Source organism: Citrobacter sp. Igbk 17 (assembly GCF_028069775.1).
Classification (GTDB): Bacteria; Pseudomonadota; Gammaproteobacteria; order Enterobacterales; family Enterobacteriaceae; genus Citrobacter.
Map to the genome: position 1 here is coordinate 106,014 of NZ_JANEWI010000006.1, position 16,764 is coordinate 122,777.

The following is a 16,764-nucleotide window of genomic DNA, read 5'->3' on the forward strand; positions in this document are numbered from 1 at the left end:
TCATGATGTCCCTCACCAGAACACAAATTGTTAACTGGCTCTATCGCTGCGGCGAAATATTCACCACCGAAAGCGATTTTCTTACCGGCCTTGACCGGGAAATCGGCGATGCCGACCACGGTCTGAATATGCACCGCGGCTTCAGTAAAGTGGTCGAAAAGCTCCCGTCTATTGCGGATAAAGACATCGGTTTTATTCTGAAAAATACCGGGATGGTGCTGCTCTCAAGCGTCGGTGGTGCCAGTGGCCCGCTGTTCGGCACCTTTTTCATCCGCGCGGCGCAGGTCACTCAGGCCCATCAAAGCCTGACGGTTGACGAGTTGTATCAAATGATGCGTGATGGCGCGGAAGGTGTCATTAGTCGTGGTAAAGCCGAACCGGGTGACAAAACTATGTGCGACGTTTGGGTACCCGTCGTCGAATCTTTGCGCCAGTCCAGCGAACAAAAGCTGAGCGTACAGGCCGCACTGGAGGAGGCAAGCGCCCAGGCAGAAACTGCGGCGCAAAGTACCATCACGATGCAGGCGCGCAAAGGCCGCGCCAGTTACCTTGGTGAGCGCAGCATTGGGCATCAGGACCCCGGCGCAACGTCCGTTATGTTTATGATGCAAATGTTGGCGCAGGCTTCCAGAGAGTAAGGATAAAACGATGGTAAACCTGGTTATTGTGTCTCACAGCGCCCAACTGGGCGAAGGCGTCGGTGCGTTAGCCCGACAGATGTTAATGGGTGATGGTTGTAAACTCGCTATTGCCGCAGGCATTGACGATCCTGAGAACCCCATTGGCACCGACCCCATCAAAGTGATGGAGGCCATTGAGTCAGTGGCAGACACGGATCACGTGCTGGTGATGATGGATATCGGCAGCGCGCTACTGAGTGCGGAAACCGCGTTGGATCTGCTCGACCCGACAATCGCCGCCAAGGTGCGTCTGTGCGCAGCCCCGCTGGTTGAAGGTACGCTGGCGGCAACCGTCAGTGCTGCGGCGGGCGCTGATATCGATCGGGTCATCAATGATGCCATGAATGCCCTCGACGCCAAGCGTGAGCAACTGGGTTTACCTTCGTCGCCTGTCGCGAAGACCGCACCTGCTGAATTGTCACCCGACGCTGATGCCCATTCGGTTGCCGTGACCGTAAAAAACCCCAACGGTATACATGTTCGCCCGGCATCACGGCTGGTCTCCACATTGTCTGGCTTTAATGCCGACATGTGGCTGGAAAAAAACGGCAAGTGCGTCGTCCCTGACAGCCTGAATCAGATAGCGCTGCTGCAGGTGCGTTGTAATGACACGCTGCGCCTGATTGCCAAAGGTGAACAGGCAGACGCGGCGCTGGCTGCGTTTAAAAAACTGGCGGCTGAGAATTTTGGCGAGTCCGTCGAAGAAGCATGCACTGAAAGTATCTCAGTACCGGTGCCTGCGCTGGCAACGGGCACGGCCTTTTGCTATACGCCGTTCTCACCGGAAGTCACTCATCGCCCCGCTACGAATGTGCAGGACGAGCAGCAGCGGCTAAAAGCGGCCATTCAACGCACACTCGACGACCTGAGTGATTTAACCGCGCTGGCAGAGGAGAAATATTCCGCTGATATCGCCGCCATTTTCTCTGGTCATCACACGCTGCTCGACGATCCTGAGCTTTTCGATATGGCCTGTGATTTGATGCGCGAAGAACAGTGTAGCGCAGCCTATGCCTGGCATAACGTACTGAGCGATCTGAGTCAGCAGTATCTGCAACTCGATGATCCTTATTTACAGGCGCGATACATTGATATTGAGGATTTGCTGTCCCGTACGCTGCAACATTTATCCGGCGAAAGTGCACATATCCCCGCGTTTATTCGACCGACCATCCTGGTCGCCGATGTCATCTATCCGTCTACCGTGCTGCAACTCGACCCGCTCACGATTAAAGGGATCTGCCTGCGAGCCGGTAGTGAAGCCTCCCACTCGGCGATTATCGCCCGCGAGATGGGCTTGTGCTGGGTATGCCAACAAGGCGAAACCCTCGATGCTATCAAGATGGGTGACGCTCTGACTCTGGACGGTGCAGCAAATCGGGTGATCCTCGCAGTCTGATACCCACAGCCCACCCGTTATCTGTAAAAGGTGGGCTATTTCACTTCCTCCGTCAGGAAATGTCTGTTTAATCGCAAAATGGGGGGCGGATCACGCGCAACGGTCGATCCTGAACTAAGGTTTTCTCATGGTAAATGCCGCAGCTTCGGCACGCCGCTAAGGAGATTAACCAATGATAACGCCCGCCATTCGCCATCCAGGCCTGCTGTCAGTGGCGATAAAACTGACGCTCGCAAGCACCTTTTTTGCTCTGGCCTCTTTTACTGCGCACGCTGAGGATTCACCTGCCGCTACGCCTTCTCCTCCTGATATTCTGCTTGGTCCGTTGTTCAATGATGTACAGACAGCAAAGCTATTTCCCGATCAGAAAACCTTTGCCGACGCAGTGCCCAACAGCGATCCGCTGATGATCCTTGCCGATTATCGGATGCAGAAAAATCAGTCCGGCTTTGATTTACGCCATTTTGTGGAAGTGAATTTCACGTTGCCAAAAGAGGGTGAGAAATACGTACCCCCGGCCGGGCAATCACTCCGCGAGCACATTGACGGACTGTGGCCGGTACTCACTCGCTCAACCACCGATGTCGAAAAATGGGACTCTCTGCTGCCGCTACCAGAACCCTATGTAGTGCCGGGTGGGCGTTTTCGTGAGATTTATTACTGGGATAGCTATTTTACCATGCTGGGGCTGGCCGAGAGCGATCGCTGGGACAAGGTCTCTGATATGGTGGCCAACTTCGCTTATGAGATTGATTCGTGGGGGCACATTCCTAACGGCAACCGAAGCTACTACCTGAGTCGTTCGCAGCCGCCGTTCTTTGCCTTTATGGTTGAACTGCTGGCGCAGCATGACGGTAACGACGCGCTGAAAAAATATCTCCCGCAGATGCAAAAAGAATACAGCTACTGGATGGAAGGAAGCGAAGCACTTCAGCCCGGTCAACAGCATAAACGTGTGGTCAAGCTGGCTGATGGCACCCTTTTAAACCGCTACTGGGATGACCGCGATACGCCAAGACCTGAATCCTGGGTTGAAGATATTGCCACCGCGAAGAGCAACCCGAACCGCCCTGCCACTGAAATTTATCGCGACCTGCGCTCAGCCGCCGCATCTGGCTGGGACTTTAGTTCGCGCTGGATGGATAACCCCAACCAGCTCAGTACCCTGCGCACCACCAGCATCGTGCCTGTCGATCTCAATGCATTGTTATACAAGATGGAGAAAATGATCGCTCTCGCCAGCAAAGCCGCAGGTGACGATGCCAAAGCAGCGCAGTACGAGGGCTTTGCCAATGCCCGCCAAAAAGGGATTGAAACCTGGTTGTGGAATGACAAAGAAGGCTGGTATGCCGACTATGATCTGAAGAGCCACAAAGTCCGTAATCAGTTAACTGCCGCCGCGCTGTTCCCCTTATTTGTGAATGCGGCAGCGAAAGATCGCGCCAGCAAGGTGGCAGCAGCAACTCAGGCGCATCTGTTGCAACCTGGCGGACTCGCCACCACGTCGGTGAAAAGCGGCCAGCAGTGGGATGCCCCTAACGGCTGGGCCCCATTACAGTGGGTCGCCGCATCGGGATTACAGAACTATGGCCAAAATGATGTCGCCATGGATGTCACCTGGCGATTCCTCACCAATGTGCAACACACTTACGATCGTGAGAAAAAACTGGTTGAGAAGTATGACGTGAGCAGCACAGGAACCGGTGGCGGTGGTGGCGAATACCCGCTACAGGATGGTTTCGGCTGGACCAACGGCGTAACGTTAAAAATGCTCGACCTGATATGTGCGAAAGATAAACCCTGCGACAGCGTACCGGCAACGCGCCCCGCCCCCGCCAGTAACACGCCTTCCGAGGCCAAAAAGCAGACTCAACCGACGTCCTAATCTTCTCGGGTGTCTTAAGCGTCCTCTAAATCCGCGCCTGGTCGCGGATTTTTTGGTGCCATAAATCTCCATTTCAGGTGTATCCATTGCATCTAGCCCTTATGGGGTAGCCCCTGTTTTCATCCGTGTGAAATTGATTCTGAACATGTTTTTATTCGCTGTATATGTAAATATATAGCGATTTTATCACTGTTCAGGATCAACATAATGCCACTGACAAGAAGGATGTTTGCCCAACTCGTGGCATCTGCGCTGCTGTTACGCCATTTTCCGGCCCTTGCCCAAACACCGCTTACCGTTGCGGTCGGTTCTCCGCCGTCACCCAACGCAATCCAGCGCGTCGTCAGTGCCGGAGCACCTGCCGATATGCTATTGCTGGCCGTCGCACCGGAAAAACTGGTGGGATTTTCATCCTTTGATTTTTCTCACCAGGCCGCAGTGCCATTCCATCATGACATTTTGGCGTTACCGAAGTTGGGAAGACTGGCAGGACGCGCCAGCACCCTGTCACTGGAGGCCTTGTTAGCACTGAAACCCGATCTGGTGGTGGACTGCGGCAATGCTGATGAAACCTGGCTTTCTCAAGCCCGGCAGGTCAACGCGCAAACGCGCGTTCCGTGGCTGCTGATTAACGGCGAGCTCCGACAAACCCCGGCACAACTGCAAGCCGCAGGGGCCGCGCTGGGTATGGCAACACGGGCCTCTGCACAGGCCGCACTGGCCCGTCGGTTTATTGATGACGCAGATGCGTTTTCGCACTCCCCCGCAGCAAAACTGCGCTTTTATGCCGCACGCGGTGCCAGAGGGCTGGAAACCGGTTTGCAGGGTTCACTACATACCGAGGCACCAGAGTTACTGGGATTACACAATGTCGCGCAAATCCCGGGACGACATGGATTGACCCAGGTATCCATGGAAAATCTGTTGAGCTGGCAGCCCGAAATTATTCTGGTTCAGGATGCAGTTACCGCACAGTACCTGCGAGAAGATCCCGTCTGGCAAGGGGTCAAAGCCGTTGCTGAGCAACGTATTCTGTTTCTCAGCGGACTGCCGTTTGGCTGGCTGGACGCCCCGCCGGGCATCAACCGGTTACTCGGATTACGTCGCCTGCACGCCTGGCTTGACCCCAAAATTGAAATCCACTTTAAGACCGATATGCAGCGCTACGCAGAGTTGTTCTGGCACACCTCATTAAGCGATGCACAGTTTCAGAGGCTGGTGACACGCTGATGAGAATAACAACGCTGAGTGTCCTGATGATCGCAGCCATTGCCGCGTGCGTCATCGTCGCAACGGTTTCAGGTGCATACCGCCTGGATGCCCAGCAGGTGATGAACCTCATTGCTGGCCATCCAGGCGTGCCGTCCCAGGACAAAATCGTCTTCTGGCAGATTCGATTGCCGCGCATTCTGGCTGCATTGCTGCTGGGCGCGGCACTGGCGGGCGCAGGGACCACTTATCAGGGTATGTTCCGTAACCCACTGGTGTCGCCGGATATTCTCGGCGTGGCGGCCGGAGCGGGTTTAGGGGCCTGTACCGCCATCCTGCTGGGTTTACCGATCCTGTTTATTCAACTGTATGCGTTTGTCGGCGGCCTGTTCGTGGTAGCGGGCGTGTGGCTCATTACCCAGCGGGTAAAACGCCACGATCCGGTACTCACCCTTGTACTGGTCGGCATTGCGTTGGGTACGGTGTGCGGTGCAGGGATTTCGCTCATCAAAACGCTGGCTGACCCGTATACCCAGCTACCGTCGATTACCTTCTGGCTACTCGGTGGTTTGTCGACCATCACCGCCCATGACCTGTGGTTGTCCGCACCGCTGATTGTGGCCGGTTTGGTGCCGCTGTTGCTGCTACGCTGGCGTATGAATTTGCTCACCCTCTCGGATGATGAAGCCCGTTCTCTGGGTATCAACGTATCCCGGCTACGGCTCTGGCTGATTATCTGCGCCACGCTTATCACCGCCTGTACTGTGGCGATTGCCGGAATTATTGGCTGGATTGGGCTGGTGGTGCCACACATAGGCAGACTGCTTTGTGGGAACAACCACCAACGGCTACTGCCCGTTTCAATGGGGATCGGCGCTATTTTACTGCTGCTGACAGATACCCTTGCCCGTACCCTGACCAGCACGGAAATCCCGCTGGGGATCCTGACCGCGTTTATTGGTGCCCCCTTCTTCCTGTTGCTTCTGCTCCGGGGAGGCCGACAATGACGCTGCTGACCGTACAACATGCGTCTCTCGGCTACCATTCCCGACACCCTGTATTGCGCGATGTCTCGTTTAGCGTCGCACCAGGGTCAATCTGTTGCCTGATTGGCGCCAATGGCAGCGGGAAAACCACCCTGATGCGTACCATTCTTGGCGTTCTTCAACCGCTTGCTGGCCACATTACGCTTGATGGTATCGCGGTGAATCATCTCAGCGACCGTGAACGCGCCGCCGCCATCGCCTGGGTTCCTCAGGCACATGACGGTGCGTTTGCCTTCACGGCTCTGGATATGGTGATGATGGGACTGGCCCCGCAAATGGCGGCATTTGCCGTTCCCGGCATCAAAGAGCGCGATATCGCCCTTGAACAACTGGACGTGCTGGCAATCCCACATCTCGCGCCCCGGCGCTGGAACACACTCAGCGGTGGTGAACGTCAACTGGTGTTGATTGCCCGTGCGCTGGCACAACGTCCACGTCTTTTACTGCTGGATGAACCCGCTTCCAGCCTCGATTTTGGTCACCAGATCCGACTGCTCGACACACTGGTCACGCTAAAAGATTCTGGCATGGCGCTGCTGATGTCGACCCACCATCCGTTGCATGCGCGTGCCATTGCCGACAGCGTGGTGCGCGTCGAGCCAGACGGTCTGGTGTCACAGGGGGGGCCTGAACACCAACTGGCTGCTGAACGTCTGGCCACCCTGTATCGGGTCACCCCCTCACAAATAGCCCATCACCTCTTTGGCTCACACGATTAAGGAATCACGATGCTCATTGACGACATTGATTTTGCCGACCTGTACCGCAAACAGTTACTTCTGGCGAAGCGAACCGAGAAAAAACCAGAGCACTGGGACAAACGCGCGGAAAAAATGGCAGAGAATTGCGCCTCATTAACCGACAGCTACCTGCTCCAGTTATTGAGCAAGATTGACCTGAAAGGTGCTGAATCACTGTTTGATATGGGTTGCGGACCCGGTACGGTTGCGCTGGCGCTGGCCAAAAAAATGCCGATCGTTTACGGCGTAGACTACAGCCAGGGAATGTTGAGCGTTGCCGCTCGCCGTGCCGGGCAGATGGGCGCGCGCCACGTACAGTGGGTGCAGCGCGCATGGGAAGCGCACTGGGACGACCTACCCCAATGTGATATTGCCGTTGCCTCACGTTCGACGCTGGTTGCCGATATGCGCCAGGCCATGACCAAACTGAATAATCAGGCACGGCTACGGGTTTACACCACCCATCTCGTCAGTTCCTCATTTGTATCACCCACGATTCAGCGTGCGTTGGGCCGCGAGGTGATTGAGCTTCCCAACTATATCTATGCACTGAATGTTTTGTATCAGATGGGCATTCACGCACATGTTGATTTTATCCGTGGACCCAACTGCCAGCAGGACAACAGCACCTGGACACGTTTTCTGGAAAACGTGCGCTGGAGCATGGGGGAACTGAGCACAGACGAAATTGAGCGTCTGGAGCACTGGTACCATCAGCAGGACCCTCGCACCATCGCTCCCGCCAGTCGCGACTGGGCGCTTATCTGGTGGGACAGCGTACCGCGGGAGGCGCTGCAATGATCTACTTCTCACAGGCACAAGTCGATGCGCTGCTGCTGGAGGATATTCAGGGCGGCGATTTAACAACCCGCGCGTTGGGTATCGGCGCACAGCCAGGAAGTATGAGTTTTTATCACCGCCAGGGCGGGTGCGTGGGCGGAACCGCTGTTGCCAGACAAATGCTGACATCACTGGGTTTGACCGTTACCGACCTTGTGGTAGATGGCGAACGGGCGAACAGCGGACAGTTACTTCTGCGCGCGCACGGTAACGCGGCGGCACTACACCAGGGCTGGAAAGCGGTACAGAACGTGCTGGAGTGGAGTTGCGGTGTCTCACGCTATCTCGACAATATGCTGAGCATCCTACGCCAACGCTATCCTGATGGCCAGATTGCCTGTACCCGCAAAGCCATTCCCGGCACGCGTTTGTTGGCGACTCAGGCGATCCTTGCCGCCGGAGGCATTATCCACCGGGGCGGGTGCGCCGAAACCGTTCTGCTGTTTGCGAATCATCGCCGCTTTCTTGCCGATCCGAACGACTGGACTGCGGCAATCACGCAACTACGCGCCCATGCGCCAGAAAAAAAGATTGTGGTCGAAGCCGATACCCCCGATGAGGCACTGGCCGCGCTACATGCTGCGCCTGATGTGCTGCAACTCGATAAGTTTACCCCTGAGCAGGCAGCAGACATCGCTCGCCTGGCTCCTTCTCTGGCCCCCCATTGCACGCTGGCGCTGACTGGCGGCATTACCCTCGCCTCACTGGCGAGTTATCTCGACTGTGGCATCAGACTCTTTATCACCTCCGCGCCTTACTACGCCCCACCGGCGGATATCAAAGTCAGCCTGAGCCCGGACGCACGTGGCATATAACATTTATAAATGGACTATAAATAATGAATTTCAACAAAAGTTGTCTTTACACAGCCCTGTCGTTTGCTTTCGCGCAAGGTGCTTTTGCTGGGCAGGAAAGCGAAACCATGACCGTCTGGTCTAGTCCGGCCTCCGCCGCAACCACGACGGTTTTGGGCCAGGAGACGATGCAGCAACTGGATAAACAAAACGTGGCGCAGGCGCTAAGTGTCGTTCCCGGCGTCATGCTACAAAAATCCGGTAACCGTAATGAGCAACAAGTGAAAGTCCGCGGTTTTGACAGCCGTCAGGTCCCGGTCTTTTTCGACGGTGTTCCGGTGTACATTCCCTACGATGGCAACCTTGATTTAGGTCGTTTTCTGACATCCGATATCGCGTCTGTCGAAGTCTCTAAAGGCTACTCATCTTTGCTACAGGGGCCGAACCAGATGGGCGGCGCTATCAACATCACGACCAAAAAGCCCACCATGCCGATTGAGGGCTCTCTGGGGTATCGTCAGGGCTGGAGCCGGAGCAAAGACAATGCCCATGATATGCACGCGTCGTTCGGTGCCAGCAACGATCTCGGCTATATCCAGCTCAGTGGTAGCCAGCTAAAACAGGATTTCCTCGGATTACCTCATGGTGTTGATAACCCGGTAGCGGGCAGCAATGGCAAGATGATTAACTCATCAGCCGATGATAAACGCGGCATCGTGAAACTGGGTTTCACGCCACGCGGCGATGATGAGTATGTTCTGACCTACATTAATCAGGACGGCGAAAAAGATAACCCGCCGTATGCCGGAACCAGCAGCCAGAAATCGCGTTATTGGCAATGGCCGCAATATGATAAAGAAAGTTATTACTATCAGGGCACCACGCATTTGGGCGATCGCTTTACATTGAAAAGCCGCCTGTATCGCGACACCTTTGAAAATACGCTGATGATGTACAATTCCCTTGCCGATCTGAAAAATAAGAAAGGCAGCTACAGCCATTATTCTGACTATAGCGACGGCGCAGGTTTGCAGCTTTCCGCTGATATGCGGGAAAACGACCTGCTCTCTTTCGCCGTGAACTGGAAAGACGATGTTCATCGCGAAAAAGGGGCTCCGAATGCCGCTTATGACCGCTACGAAGATCGCACCTGGTCTGTCGCCAGTGAATATCAATGGGCGGCTGCGGATAATGTCGATGTGGTGGCAGGTATCAGCTACGACTGGCGTGACAGCGTAGAGGGGATGAAGCACGAGAAAAACGGCAGTGTTACCCATTATGATGACAACAACCAGTCCGCCTTTAACTGGCAGGTAATGACCAAATACCACTTTGAAAATTCTGACACATTAGCGCTCTCCTACTCTGACAGAACGCGCTTCCCCACACTGAAAGAACGCTACACCACGTCAAAACCGGCTTATAACCAGATAGCGCTGGTCAACCCGCAGCTAAAACCGGAACGCGCCCGTAGCGTCGATCTCACGTGGAACGGTTCGTTCACCCAGAACTGGGGATTCGAAGCCAGCGTGTATTACAACCGCATTACCGATGCGATTCTGTCCCACAATATTGATGCCGACACGATTCAGAACCAAAACAGTGGTCGGGTGGATTACACCGGCCTGGATGCAGGCGTCAAAGGTAAGGTCTTTGACATGCTGGATGTGGGGCTGAGCTACGGCCTTATCCATGCTGACGTTAAACGCAGCGACATCGGTAAAATTACCGATCTGCCAACACAAACGCTAACCGCCTGGATGACGCTGAAGCCGTGGGACCCACTCAGCATTACGCTGTCCGAAGAAGCCCGCTCTTCAAGCTATAGCAATTCTGATGGCTCACAAAAAGCGGCTGGGTTCGCCATTACCCACCTCCGGGCAGATTACACCCTCGGACATGGCTTTAGCGTTAACGCTTCGGTCAACAACCTGTTTGATACACAGTACGTCTACAGCGAAGGGTTTATCGAAGAAGGTCGAAATTACTGGGCCGGGGTTGAGTATCAGTTCTGACTTAGCGATACAGAGAAACGGCCCCGTTCAGGGTAATGCTGTTCAGTTAACGCCTCAGTTTCAGAAAGTATCGCCTGTGAGGGTAGAAGTTATGAATATGCACTCTCAGAGAAAGGGTTCCGTTCACCTCATGTTCATCGCTTCTCTGAAACGCCGGCTCCTGTGAACGTGCAAGGGAGGCGGCGGTGAGCCTCCCTTGCACGTTCACGGGTATCTGCGCTTCAGAGAAATGACACAACTAAGGTGAACGGAACTCTGAGCAAGAATCACATGTTCACCAGACATGCTTAACTGAACGGCATTACTGCTCGGGGGCCGTTTGATTAATCTCGTCGTACCAGTCGGAAAACACCCAGTACTACAATCGCGCCGACCACGGCCACCAGGAAGCTGTGGAGATTAAACCCACTGACATCGCCGCCGATACCAAACATCGTTGCCAGCCACCCACCGACCACAGCACCGACAATACCGAGAATGCAGGTCAGAATAAACCCGCCGCCATCACGCCCCGGCATAATCAGCTTGGCGATAACCCCCGCAATCAGACCAAAAATAATCCAGGCAATAATTCCCATTTTCAGGCCCTCTTTCCAGTGAACGCACACGCAAGACACTCCTGCGCCAGCACGTTAAGTATAGGCAAGCCATCGCTACCTGCTGTTTGCACTCAGACTTAATTCATTGGCTTGGGTAAAAAATTTCATCCATTTGTATTAAGTTCCGTCTCGCGATGCCGATAACCCAACGATAAGCCAGGTATCCAGGAGTCATTAGGTGTGAGTAACTACAATGAGCAGTTCCTGAAGCAAAACCCGCTCGCAGTATTAGGGGTACTCCGGGACTTAAATTCACAGCAGGTTCCACTGCGTATCTCCTGGTCAGGAGGTCAGTTCATCAGCAAAATTCTAGCTGTCAGCCCGGACGAATTGATCATGGATTTTGGCAGTCAGGAATATGAAAACCAGGCCGTGCAACGCGCCAGCCAGATCTCAATTATCGCCGAAACGCAGGGTGCCAAGGTGGAGTTTACCCTCCCGCAACTGACAAAAGGCGAGTATCAACGATTGCCAGCCTTTATCTCATCGTTGCCACCTTCGCTGTGGTTCGTCCAGCGCCGGGAATACTTCCGCATCGGTGCACCGTTACACCCGCCCTATCACTGCAAGGCGAAAATGCCGGACAACAGTATCCTGCATTTTCGCTTATTCGATTTGTCTCTTGGCGGCATGGGCGCGCTATTAGAAGGGGCTACACCGGAGGGGCTGGTTGAAGGTATGCGCTTCTCGCAGGTTGAACTGAATATGGAACAATGGGGTGTGTACCACGTTGATGCCCAGCTCATCTCGATTACCGAGCGAAAAGTGATCGACGGGAAAAATGAGACCATCACCACTCCCCGCCTGAGCTTTCGTTTTCTCAACGTCGGCCCGGCGGTGGAGCGGAATTTACAGCGGATTATTTTTTCGCTTGAGCGCGAGGCTCGGGAAAAGTCGAATAAAGTACGCGAGTAATATCACGCGCGTTACATCGCATCCAGCGCTCGCTGAAGCTTCCAGATATAACGTGGAGCCTGCGGCGCAGGATGGTTATCGACAACATGTTCAAAAAACTCATCCGCGCTCAGATCGTTGATTTTGCTGATGGCTTTTTTCCTGTCAGAGGAGAACGTCCGCAGCAGCGCCCCGGCACCGTTCGCGTATGACACCACCAGCGCATATTGCATCACCTGTGGGTCTTCAATTCCCGCCAGCGGACCGGTTTCAAGAATGCTCAGATACGCCGCCCCCATGGAGATATTGCGCTCTGGATTTTTCAGCTCACTGGTCGACGGCTCTCCGCTCCATCCCATGCGGCGATAAACGTCCCGCCCGGAGGTGGAGGCTTTAAGCTGCATCAGACCGATGGCATTAGATTTACTGACTGCATTGGGGTTCCCCCCTGATTCAATAGCGATAATCGCCGTAATCAATTGTGGGCTAACGCCCCAGGCCGCGCCGGCTTTTTCACTGATAGGCATCCATTGCATCGCGCGTTTAACCGGAACTTCTGCGTTCCATGGCGGGTTTTTGTAATCCTGTTTTGAACTACAGCCCGCAAGTATTACAACCAAAAAAGCAAACCATCTCAATTTCACGTCATCTATCCTTATAGCCGGAACCTGTCGCTGAGGTGACAACGACATACCTACGCGGCATGATATACATTTGGTTTTAGTTGTAGCAAGGAAATGCCATGTCCCGGTTTCACTTAATTGCCCCGTCGGGCTACTGTATCAACCAGCAGGCTGCATTACGTGGGCTTGCGCGTCTTACTGAGGCCGGTCATCAGGTCGATAACACTGCCGTCATCGCCCGCCGCTGTCAGCGTTTTGCCGGTACCGAAGCCGAGCGTCTGGCGGATGTGAATTCACTCGTTGAGCTAAAAACGCCTGATACTATTGTGATGGCGGTGCGCGGCGGCTACGGTGCGAGCCGTTTGCTGGCAGAGATTGACTGGCAGGCGCTGGCCGTTCGCCAGCAACAGAGCCCACTCCTGCTGTGTGGTCACAGCGATTTCACGGCTATTCAATGCGGGCTGCTGGCGAAGAGTCATGTCATCTCGTTTAGTGGCCCGATGCTGGCAGCTAACTTCGGTGCCGAGGAAATGAACGCCTTTACCGAGCACCATTTTTGGCAGGCTTTGCGCAATGCCGAATTTACCCTCGACTGGCAAGGCCATGGCCCGGATTGCGCTACCGAAGGCACGCTGTGGGGCGGAAATCTGGCGATGCTCATTTCGCTGATGGGGACGCCGTGGATGCCCGCCATTGAGAACGGTATTCTGGTGCTGGAAGACATCAACGAGCACCCGTTTCGCATCGAGCGCATGCTGCTACAACTTTATCATGCTGGGATCCTCGCCCACCAGAACGCCATCATTCTCGGCAGTTTTAGCGGCAGTGCGCCTAATGATTATGATGCCGGTTACAGTCTTGATTCAGTCTGCGCGTTTTTGCGTGCCAAATTATCGGTTCCACTGTTAAGCGGCCTCGATTTTGGCCATGAACAACGCACCGTCACCTTACCTTTAGGGGCCAAAGCCGTGCTGAAAAATGATAAAAACGGCAGTCAACTCACAATCTCCGGTCATCCGGTGCTTAAATCGTAAAAAAAGCCTGCCTCAGGGCTAAGTAAAACGCTGTTTCTGTCGTTATTATGTTAGGGTTTATTAATACGAAACAGCGTAATTCAGGAGTAACCGAACGTTGGATGCCGCAGCAATCATTAGCCTTTTTATTTTGGGTTCCGTTCTCGTCACCTGCAGTATCTTGCTTAGTTCATTCTCATCACGTCTTGGTATCCCGATTCTGGTGATTTTCCTCGCTATTGGCATGTTAGCGGGCGTGGACGGTGTTGGCGGCATTCCTTTTGATAACTACCCTTTTGCCTACATGGTCAGTAACCTGGCGTTGGCCGTGATCCTGCTTGACGGCGGGATGCGCACTCAGGCCAGCTCCTTTCGTGTTGCGCTAGGCCCGGCATTATCGTTGGCGACCGTGGGCGTGCTGATTACCTCTGGTTTAACCGGCATGATGGCGGCATGGCTGTTTCATCTGGATCTCATCGAAGGACTGCTGATTGGCGCGATTGTCGGCTCAACCGATGCCGCGGCGGTATTTTCCCTGCTCGGCGGTAAAGGACTTAACGAACGTGTGGGCTCGACGCTGGAAATTGAGTCAGGTAGTAATGACCCAATGGCCGTATTTCTGACCATTACGCTTATCGAAATGATCCAGAACCACGAGACCGGTTTAAGCTGGATGTTCGCCGTGCATATTATCCAGCAGTTTGGCTTAGGTATCGCTATCGGTCTCGGCGGTGGGTACCTGCTCCAGCAGATGATTAACCGTATTTCTCTGCCTGCCGGGCTGTATCCGCTGCTGGCCTTAAGCGGTGGGATCCTGATTTTTGCCCTGACTACCGCACTTGAAGGCAGCGGCATTCTGGCGGTTTATCTGTGTGGCTTCCTGCTGGGAAATCGCCCGATCCGCAACCGCTTCGGTATTCTGCAAAACTTTGACGGTCTGGCCTGGCTGGCGCAAATTGCCATGTTCCTGGTGCTGGGATTGCTGGTGACGCCATCCGACCTGTTGCCGATCGCGATTCCGGCGTTGATTTTGTCTGCCTGGATGATTTTCTTCGCGCGTCCGTTGTCGGTGTTCGCCGGATTGCTGCCATTTCGTGGTTTCAATCTGCGTGAGCGCATTTTCATTAGCTGGGTTGGCTTACGCGGTGCGGTACCCATCATCCTTGCCGTCTTCCCGATGATGGCGGGTCTGGAAAATGCGCGTTTGTTCTTTAACGTCGCATTCTTTGTGGTACTGATCTCGCTGCTGTTCCAGGGGACGTCGCTGTCGTGGGCCGCTAAAAAAGCCAAAGTCGTGGTACCTCCTGTTGGCTGGCCAGTTTCACGTATTGGTCTCGATATTCACCCGGATAATCCCTGGGAGCAGTTCGTTTACCAGTTGAGTGCCGATAAATGGTGCGTAGGGGCCGCATTGCGTGACTTGCATATGCCAGAGGAAACGCGTATTGCCGCACTGTTTCGTGACAACGTGCTGTTTCACCCATCAGGCAGTACCCGCCTGCGTGAAGGCGATGTGCTGTGCGTCATTGGTCGCGAACGCGACCTGCCCGCCTTAGGCAAGCTGTTCAGTCAGTCACCGCCGGTGTCGTTAGACCAGCGTTTCTTTGGTGATTTTATTCTCGAAGCCAGCGCGAAATATGCCGATGTGGCACTGATTTATGGTCTGGAAGATGGCACCGAGTATCGTGATAAGCAGCAAACGCTGGGTGAAATTGTTCAGCAACTGTTGGGTGCTGCACCGGTTGTCGGTGACCAGGTGGAATTTGCCGGTATGATCTGGACGGTAGCCGAGAAAGAAGATAATGCCGTGCTGAAAGTGGGTGTCCGCGTGGCAGAAGATGAGGATGAATAACGCAGTTGTTTTGGCCGGGTGGCGGCTGCGCCTTACCCGGCCTACAAATGTACTGCTTCTGTAGGCCTGAAAGCTGCGCGCCGTCAGGCAACTCTACAAAAGTTACATCGTCACTACCGGTACGCGCAGCGCCAGAGAGCACATTAATTCATAGCCCACCGTGCCCGCCGCTGTCGCCACATCGTCGATTTTAATCTCTTTGCCCCACAGTTCCACAGGCGTTCCTATCCCCGCCTGTGGACATGGTGTCAGGTCAACCGCCAGCATATCCATGGATACCGTGCCGACCGTCCCGGTACGTACACCGTCCACCAGGACAGGTGTCCCACTCGGAGCATGGCGCGGATAACCATCGGCATAGCCTGTTGCCACAATTCCAATGCGCTGATCACCGCGGGCAGTGTAACGGCCACCGTAACCAACCCGGTCGCCTGCTTTCAGCGTTTGCACACCGATAATCTCACTGCTCAGCGTCATCACTGGCTTAAGTCCGGTGTTGGCAATATCCCGCCATTGTCCCGACGGCGACGCGCCGTACAGAATAATGCCCGGACGAACCCAGTCATAATGCGCTTGTGGGTGCCACAGCGTCGCAGCAGAATTCGACAGTGAACGTCTACACTCCAGCCCTTCCGTTGCCTGCGAAATACGCGCCATCGCGTCCTTGATGCCATCCGGATGTTCAGCATCAGCAAAATGCGACATCAGCGTCATTTCACCCACGTTAGGCATTGCCCGTAACTGTTGCCAGACGGTCGCTACTCGCTCTGGTAAGAAACCCAGCCGGTTCATGCCGCTATTCACTTTCAGGTAAATATCCAGCGGCGCGTTCAGCCGGGCATTTTGCAACGCTTTGAGCTGCCAGTTACTGTGGACACAGGTGGTCAGACGATATGTGTCATACACCGTCAGGTCTTCGGCATGGAAAAACCCCTCCAGCATTAAAATCGGTCCTTTCCATCCCCGCTCCCGCAGGGTGATCGCCTCCTCGAGATTGAGCATAGCGAAACCATCGGTCGTTCCCAGTGCCGTCCAGACGCGTTCTATACCGTGTCCGTAGGCATTGGCTTTTACGACCGACCAGACGCGGGAGTCCGGCGCAGCCTGACGCGTAATGGTCAGATTTTGTTTCAACGCCTGCAGGTCAATGCTGGCCAGTATCGGGCGGGTCATCT

The 16,764-nt window shown here is 54.5% G+C and carries 15 protein-coding genes and 1 pseudogene; 12 read left to right on the plus strand and 4 right to left on the minus strand.

Annotated elements, in window-relative coordinates:
* Positions 1-5 precede the first annotated feature (5 nt).
* The 9 genes from dhaL to NNO08_RS05725 all read left to right on the plus strand — a co-directional run bounded on the left by dhaL (position 6) and on the right by NNO08_RS05725 (position 10,608).
* Entirely contained in the window at positions 6-638 is a 633-nt protein-coding gene (dhaL, locus tag NNO08_RS05685; RefSeq protein ID WP_271449265.1) for a dihydroxyacetone kinase subunit DhaL, read from the plus strand.
* A 10-nt stretch (positions 639-648) separates the two neighbouring features.
* Positions 649-2,079, plus strand: coding sequence for a dihydroxyacetone kinase phosphoryl donor subunit DhaM (gene dhaM, locus NNO08_RS05690; protein WP_271456326.1), 1,431 nt, complete (start codon positions 649-651; stop codon positions 2,077-2,079).
* 172 nt (positions 2,080-2,251) lie between these two features.
* Complete coding sequence (locus NNO08_RS05695; protein WP_271449233.1) at positions 2,252-3,964, plus strand: alpha,alpha-trehalase; 1,713 nt, start codon at positions 2,252-2,254, stop codon at positions 3,962-3,964.
* 207 nt (positions 3,965-4,171) lie between these two features.
* Complete coding sequence (locus NNO08_RS05700) at positions 4,172-5,194, plus strand: ABC transporter substrate-binding protein (protein ID WP_271456327.1); 1,023 nt, start codon at positions 4,172-4,174, stop codon at positions 5,192-5,194.
* On the plus strand, positions 5,194-6,180 hold the full coding sequence (locus NNO08_RS05705) for a FecCD family ABC transporter permease (protein WP_271456328.1): 987 nt from the start codon (positions 5,194-5,196) through the stop codon (positions 6,178-6,180). The genes NNO08_RS05700 and NNO08_RS05705 overlap by 1 nt, the downstream gene beginning before the upstream one ends.
* Positions 6,177-6,938, plus strand: a complete 762-nt coding sequence (locus NNO08_RS05710; RefSeq protein WP_271456329.1) for an ABC transporter ATP-binding protein — start codon at positions 6,177-6,179, stop codon at positions 6,936-6,938. The genes NNO08_RS05705 and NNO08_RS05710 overlap by 4 nt, the downstream gene beginning before the upstream one ends.
* A 9-nt stretch (positions 6,939-6,947) precedes the next feature.
* Positions 6,948-7,760, plus strand: coding sequence for a class I SAM-dependent methyltransferase (locus tag NNO08_RS05715; protein WP_137381655.1), 813 nt, complete (start codon positions 6,948-6,950; stop codon positions 7,758-7,760).
* Positions 7,757-8,614 (plus strand): ModD protein, encoded by an 858-nt coding sequence (modD, locus tag NNO08_RS05720; RefSeq protein WP_271456330.1) that lies wholly within the window; start codon positions 7,757-7,759, stop codon positions 8,612-8,614. The genes NNO08_RS05715 and modD overlap by 4 nt, the downstream gene beginning before the upstream one ends.
* Before the next feature lie 23 nt (positions 8,615-8,637).
* Positions 8,638-10,608, plus strand: a complete 1,971-nt coding sequence (locus NNO08_RS05725; protein ID WP_271456331.1) for a TonB-dependent receptor plug domain-containing protein — start codon at positions 8,638-8,640, stop codon at positions 10,606-10,608.
* Between the two features lie 323 nt (positions 10,609-10,931).
* Here NNO08_RS05725 and NNO08_RS05730 read toward each other — a convergent pair whose 3' ends face one another.
* Complete coding sequence (locus tag NNO08_RS05730) at positions 10,932-11,186, minus strand: GlsB/YeaQ/YmgE family stress response membrane protein (RefSeq protein WP_048212573.1); 255 nt, start codon at positions 11,184-11,186, stop codon at positions 10,932-10,934.
* Positions 11,187-11,387: 201 nt separating this feature from the next.
* On the opposite strand from NNO08_RS05730, the gene ycgR reads away from it, so the two are divergent.
* Positions 11,388-12,122 (plus strand): flagellar brake protein YcgR, encoded by a 735-nt coding sequence (gene ycgR / locus NNO08_RS05735; protein WP_271441509.1) that lies wholly within the window; start codon positions 11,388-11,390, stop codon positions 12,120-12,122.
* 11 nt (positions 12,123-12,133) lie between these two features.
* Here the strand turns inward: ycgR and emtA are convergent, their stop codons facing one another.
* Positions 12,134-12,745, minus strand: a complete 612-nt coding sequence (emtA, locus tag NNO08_RS05740; RefSeq protein ID WP_040232326.1) for a membrane-bound lytic murein transglycosylase EmtA — start codon at positions 12,743-12,745, stop codon at positions 12,134-12,136.
* Positions 12,746-12,843: 98 nt separating this feature from the next.
* On the opposite strand from emtA, the gene ldcA reads away from it, so the two are divergent.
* Entirely contained in the window at positions 12,844-13,758 is a 915-nt protein-coding gene (gene ldcA / locus NNO08_RS05745) for a muramoyltetrapeptide carboxypeptidase (protein ID WP_271456332.1), read from the plus strand.
* 97 nt (positions 13,759-13,855) lie between these two features.
* Positions 13,856-15,589 carry a potassium/proton antiporter gene (locus NNO08_RS05750; RefSeq protein ID WP_271441511.1) on the plus strand — a complete coding sequence of 578 codons (1,734 nt, stop codon included), beginning with the start codon at positions 13,856-13,858 and terminating at the stop codon, positions 15,587-15,589.
* On the opposite strand, the pseudogene NNO08_RS23155 reads toward NNO08_RS05750, so the two are convergent.
* Positions 15,524-15,676 (minus strand): annotated as a pseudogene (locus NNO08_RS23155) (hypothetical protein); the annotation flags it as partial. The gene NNO08_RS05750 and the pseudogene NNO08_RS23155 sit on opposite strands and share 66 nt — an antisense overlap.
* A 15-nt stretch (positions 15,677-15,691) precedes the next feature.
* Positions 15,692-16,762 (minus strand): catabolic alanine racemase DadX, encoded by a 1,071-nt coding sequence (gene dadX / locus NNO08_RS05755; protein ID WP_271456333.1) that lies wholly within the window; start codon positions 16,760-16,762, stop codon positions 15,692-15,694.
* Positions 16,763-16,764 lie beyond the last annotated feature (2 nt).

Bases quoted from the DNA above. Each gene is read 5' to 3' on its own strand.
- dhaL (WP_271449265.1), top strand. From the start codon at position 6: ATGTCCCTCACCAGAACACAAATTGTTAACTGGCTCTATCGCTGCGGC.
- dhaM (WP_271456326.1), top strand. From the start codon at position 649: ATGGTAAACCTGGTTATTGTGTCTCACAGCGCCCAACTGGGCGAAGGC.
- NNO08_RS05695 (WP_271449233.1), top strand. From the start codon at position 2,252: ATGATAACGCCCGCCATTCGCCATCCAGGCCTGCTGTCAGTGGCGATA.
- NNO08_RS05700 (WP_271456327.1), top strand. From the start codon at position 4,172: ATGCCACTGACAAGAAGGATGTTTGCCCAACTCGTGGCATCTGCGCTG.
- NNO08_RS05705 (WP_271456328.1), top strand. From the start codon at position 5,194: ATGAGAATAACAACGCTGAGTGTCCTGATGATCGCAGCCATTGCCGCG.
- NNO08_RS05710 (WP_271456329.1), top strand. From the start codon at position 6,177: ATGACGCTGCTGACCGTACAACATGCGTCTCTCGGCTACCATTCCCGA.
- NNO08_RS05715 (WP_137381655.1), top strand. From the start codon at position 6,948: ATGCTCATTGACGACATTGATTTTGCCGACCTGTACCGCAAACAGTTA.
- modD (WP_271456330.1), top strand. From the start codon at position 7,757: ATGATCTACTTCTCACAGGCACAAGTCGATGCGCTGCTGCTGGAGGAT.
- NNO08_RS05725 (WP_271456331.1), top strand. From the start codon at position 8,638: ATGAATTTCAACAAAAGTTGTCTTTACACAGCCCTGTCGTTTGCTTTC.
- NNO08_RS05730 (WP_048212573.1), bottom strand. From the start codon at position 11,186: ATGGGAATTATTGCCTGGATTATTTTTGGTCTGATTGCGGGGGTTATC.
- ldcA (WP_271456332.1), top strand. From the start codon at position 12,844: ATGTCCCGGTTTCACTTAATTGCCCCGTCGGGCTACTGTATCAACCAG.
- dadX (WP_271456333.1), bottom strand. From the start codon at position 16,762: ATGACCCGCCCGATACTGGCCAGCATTGACCTGCAGGCGTTGAAACAA.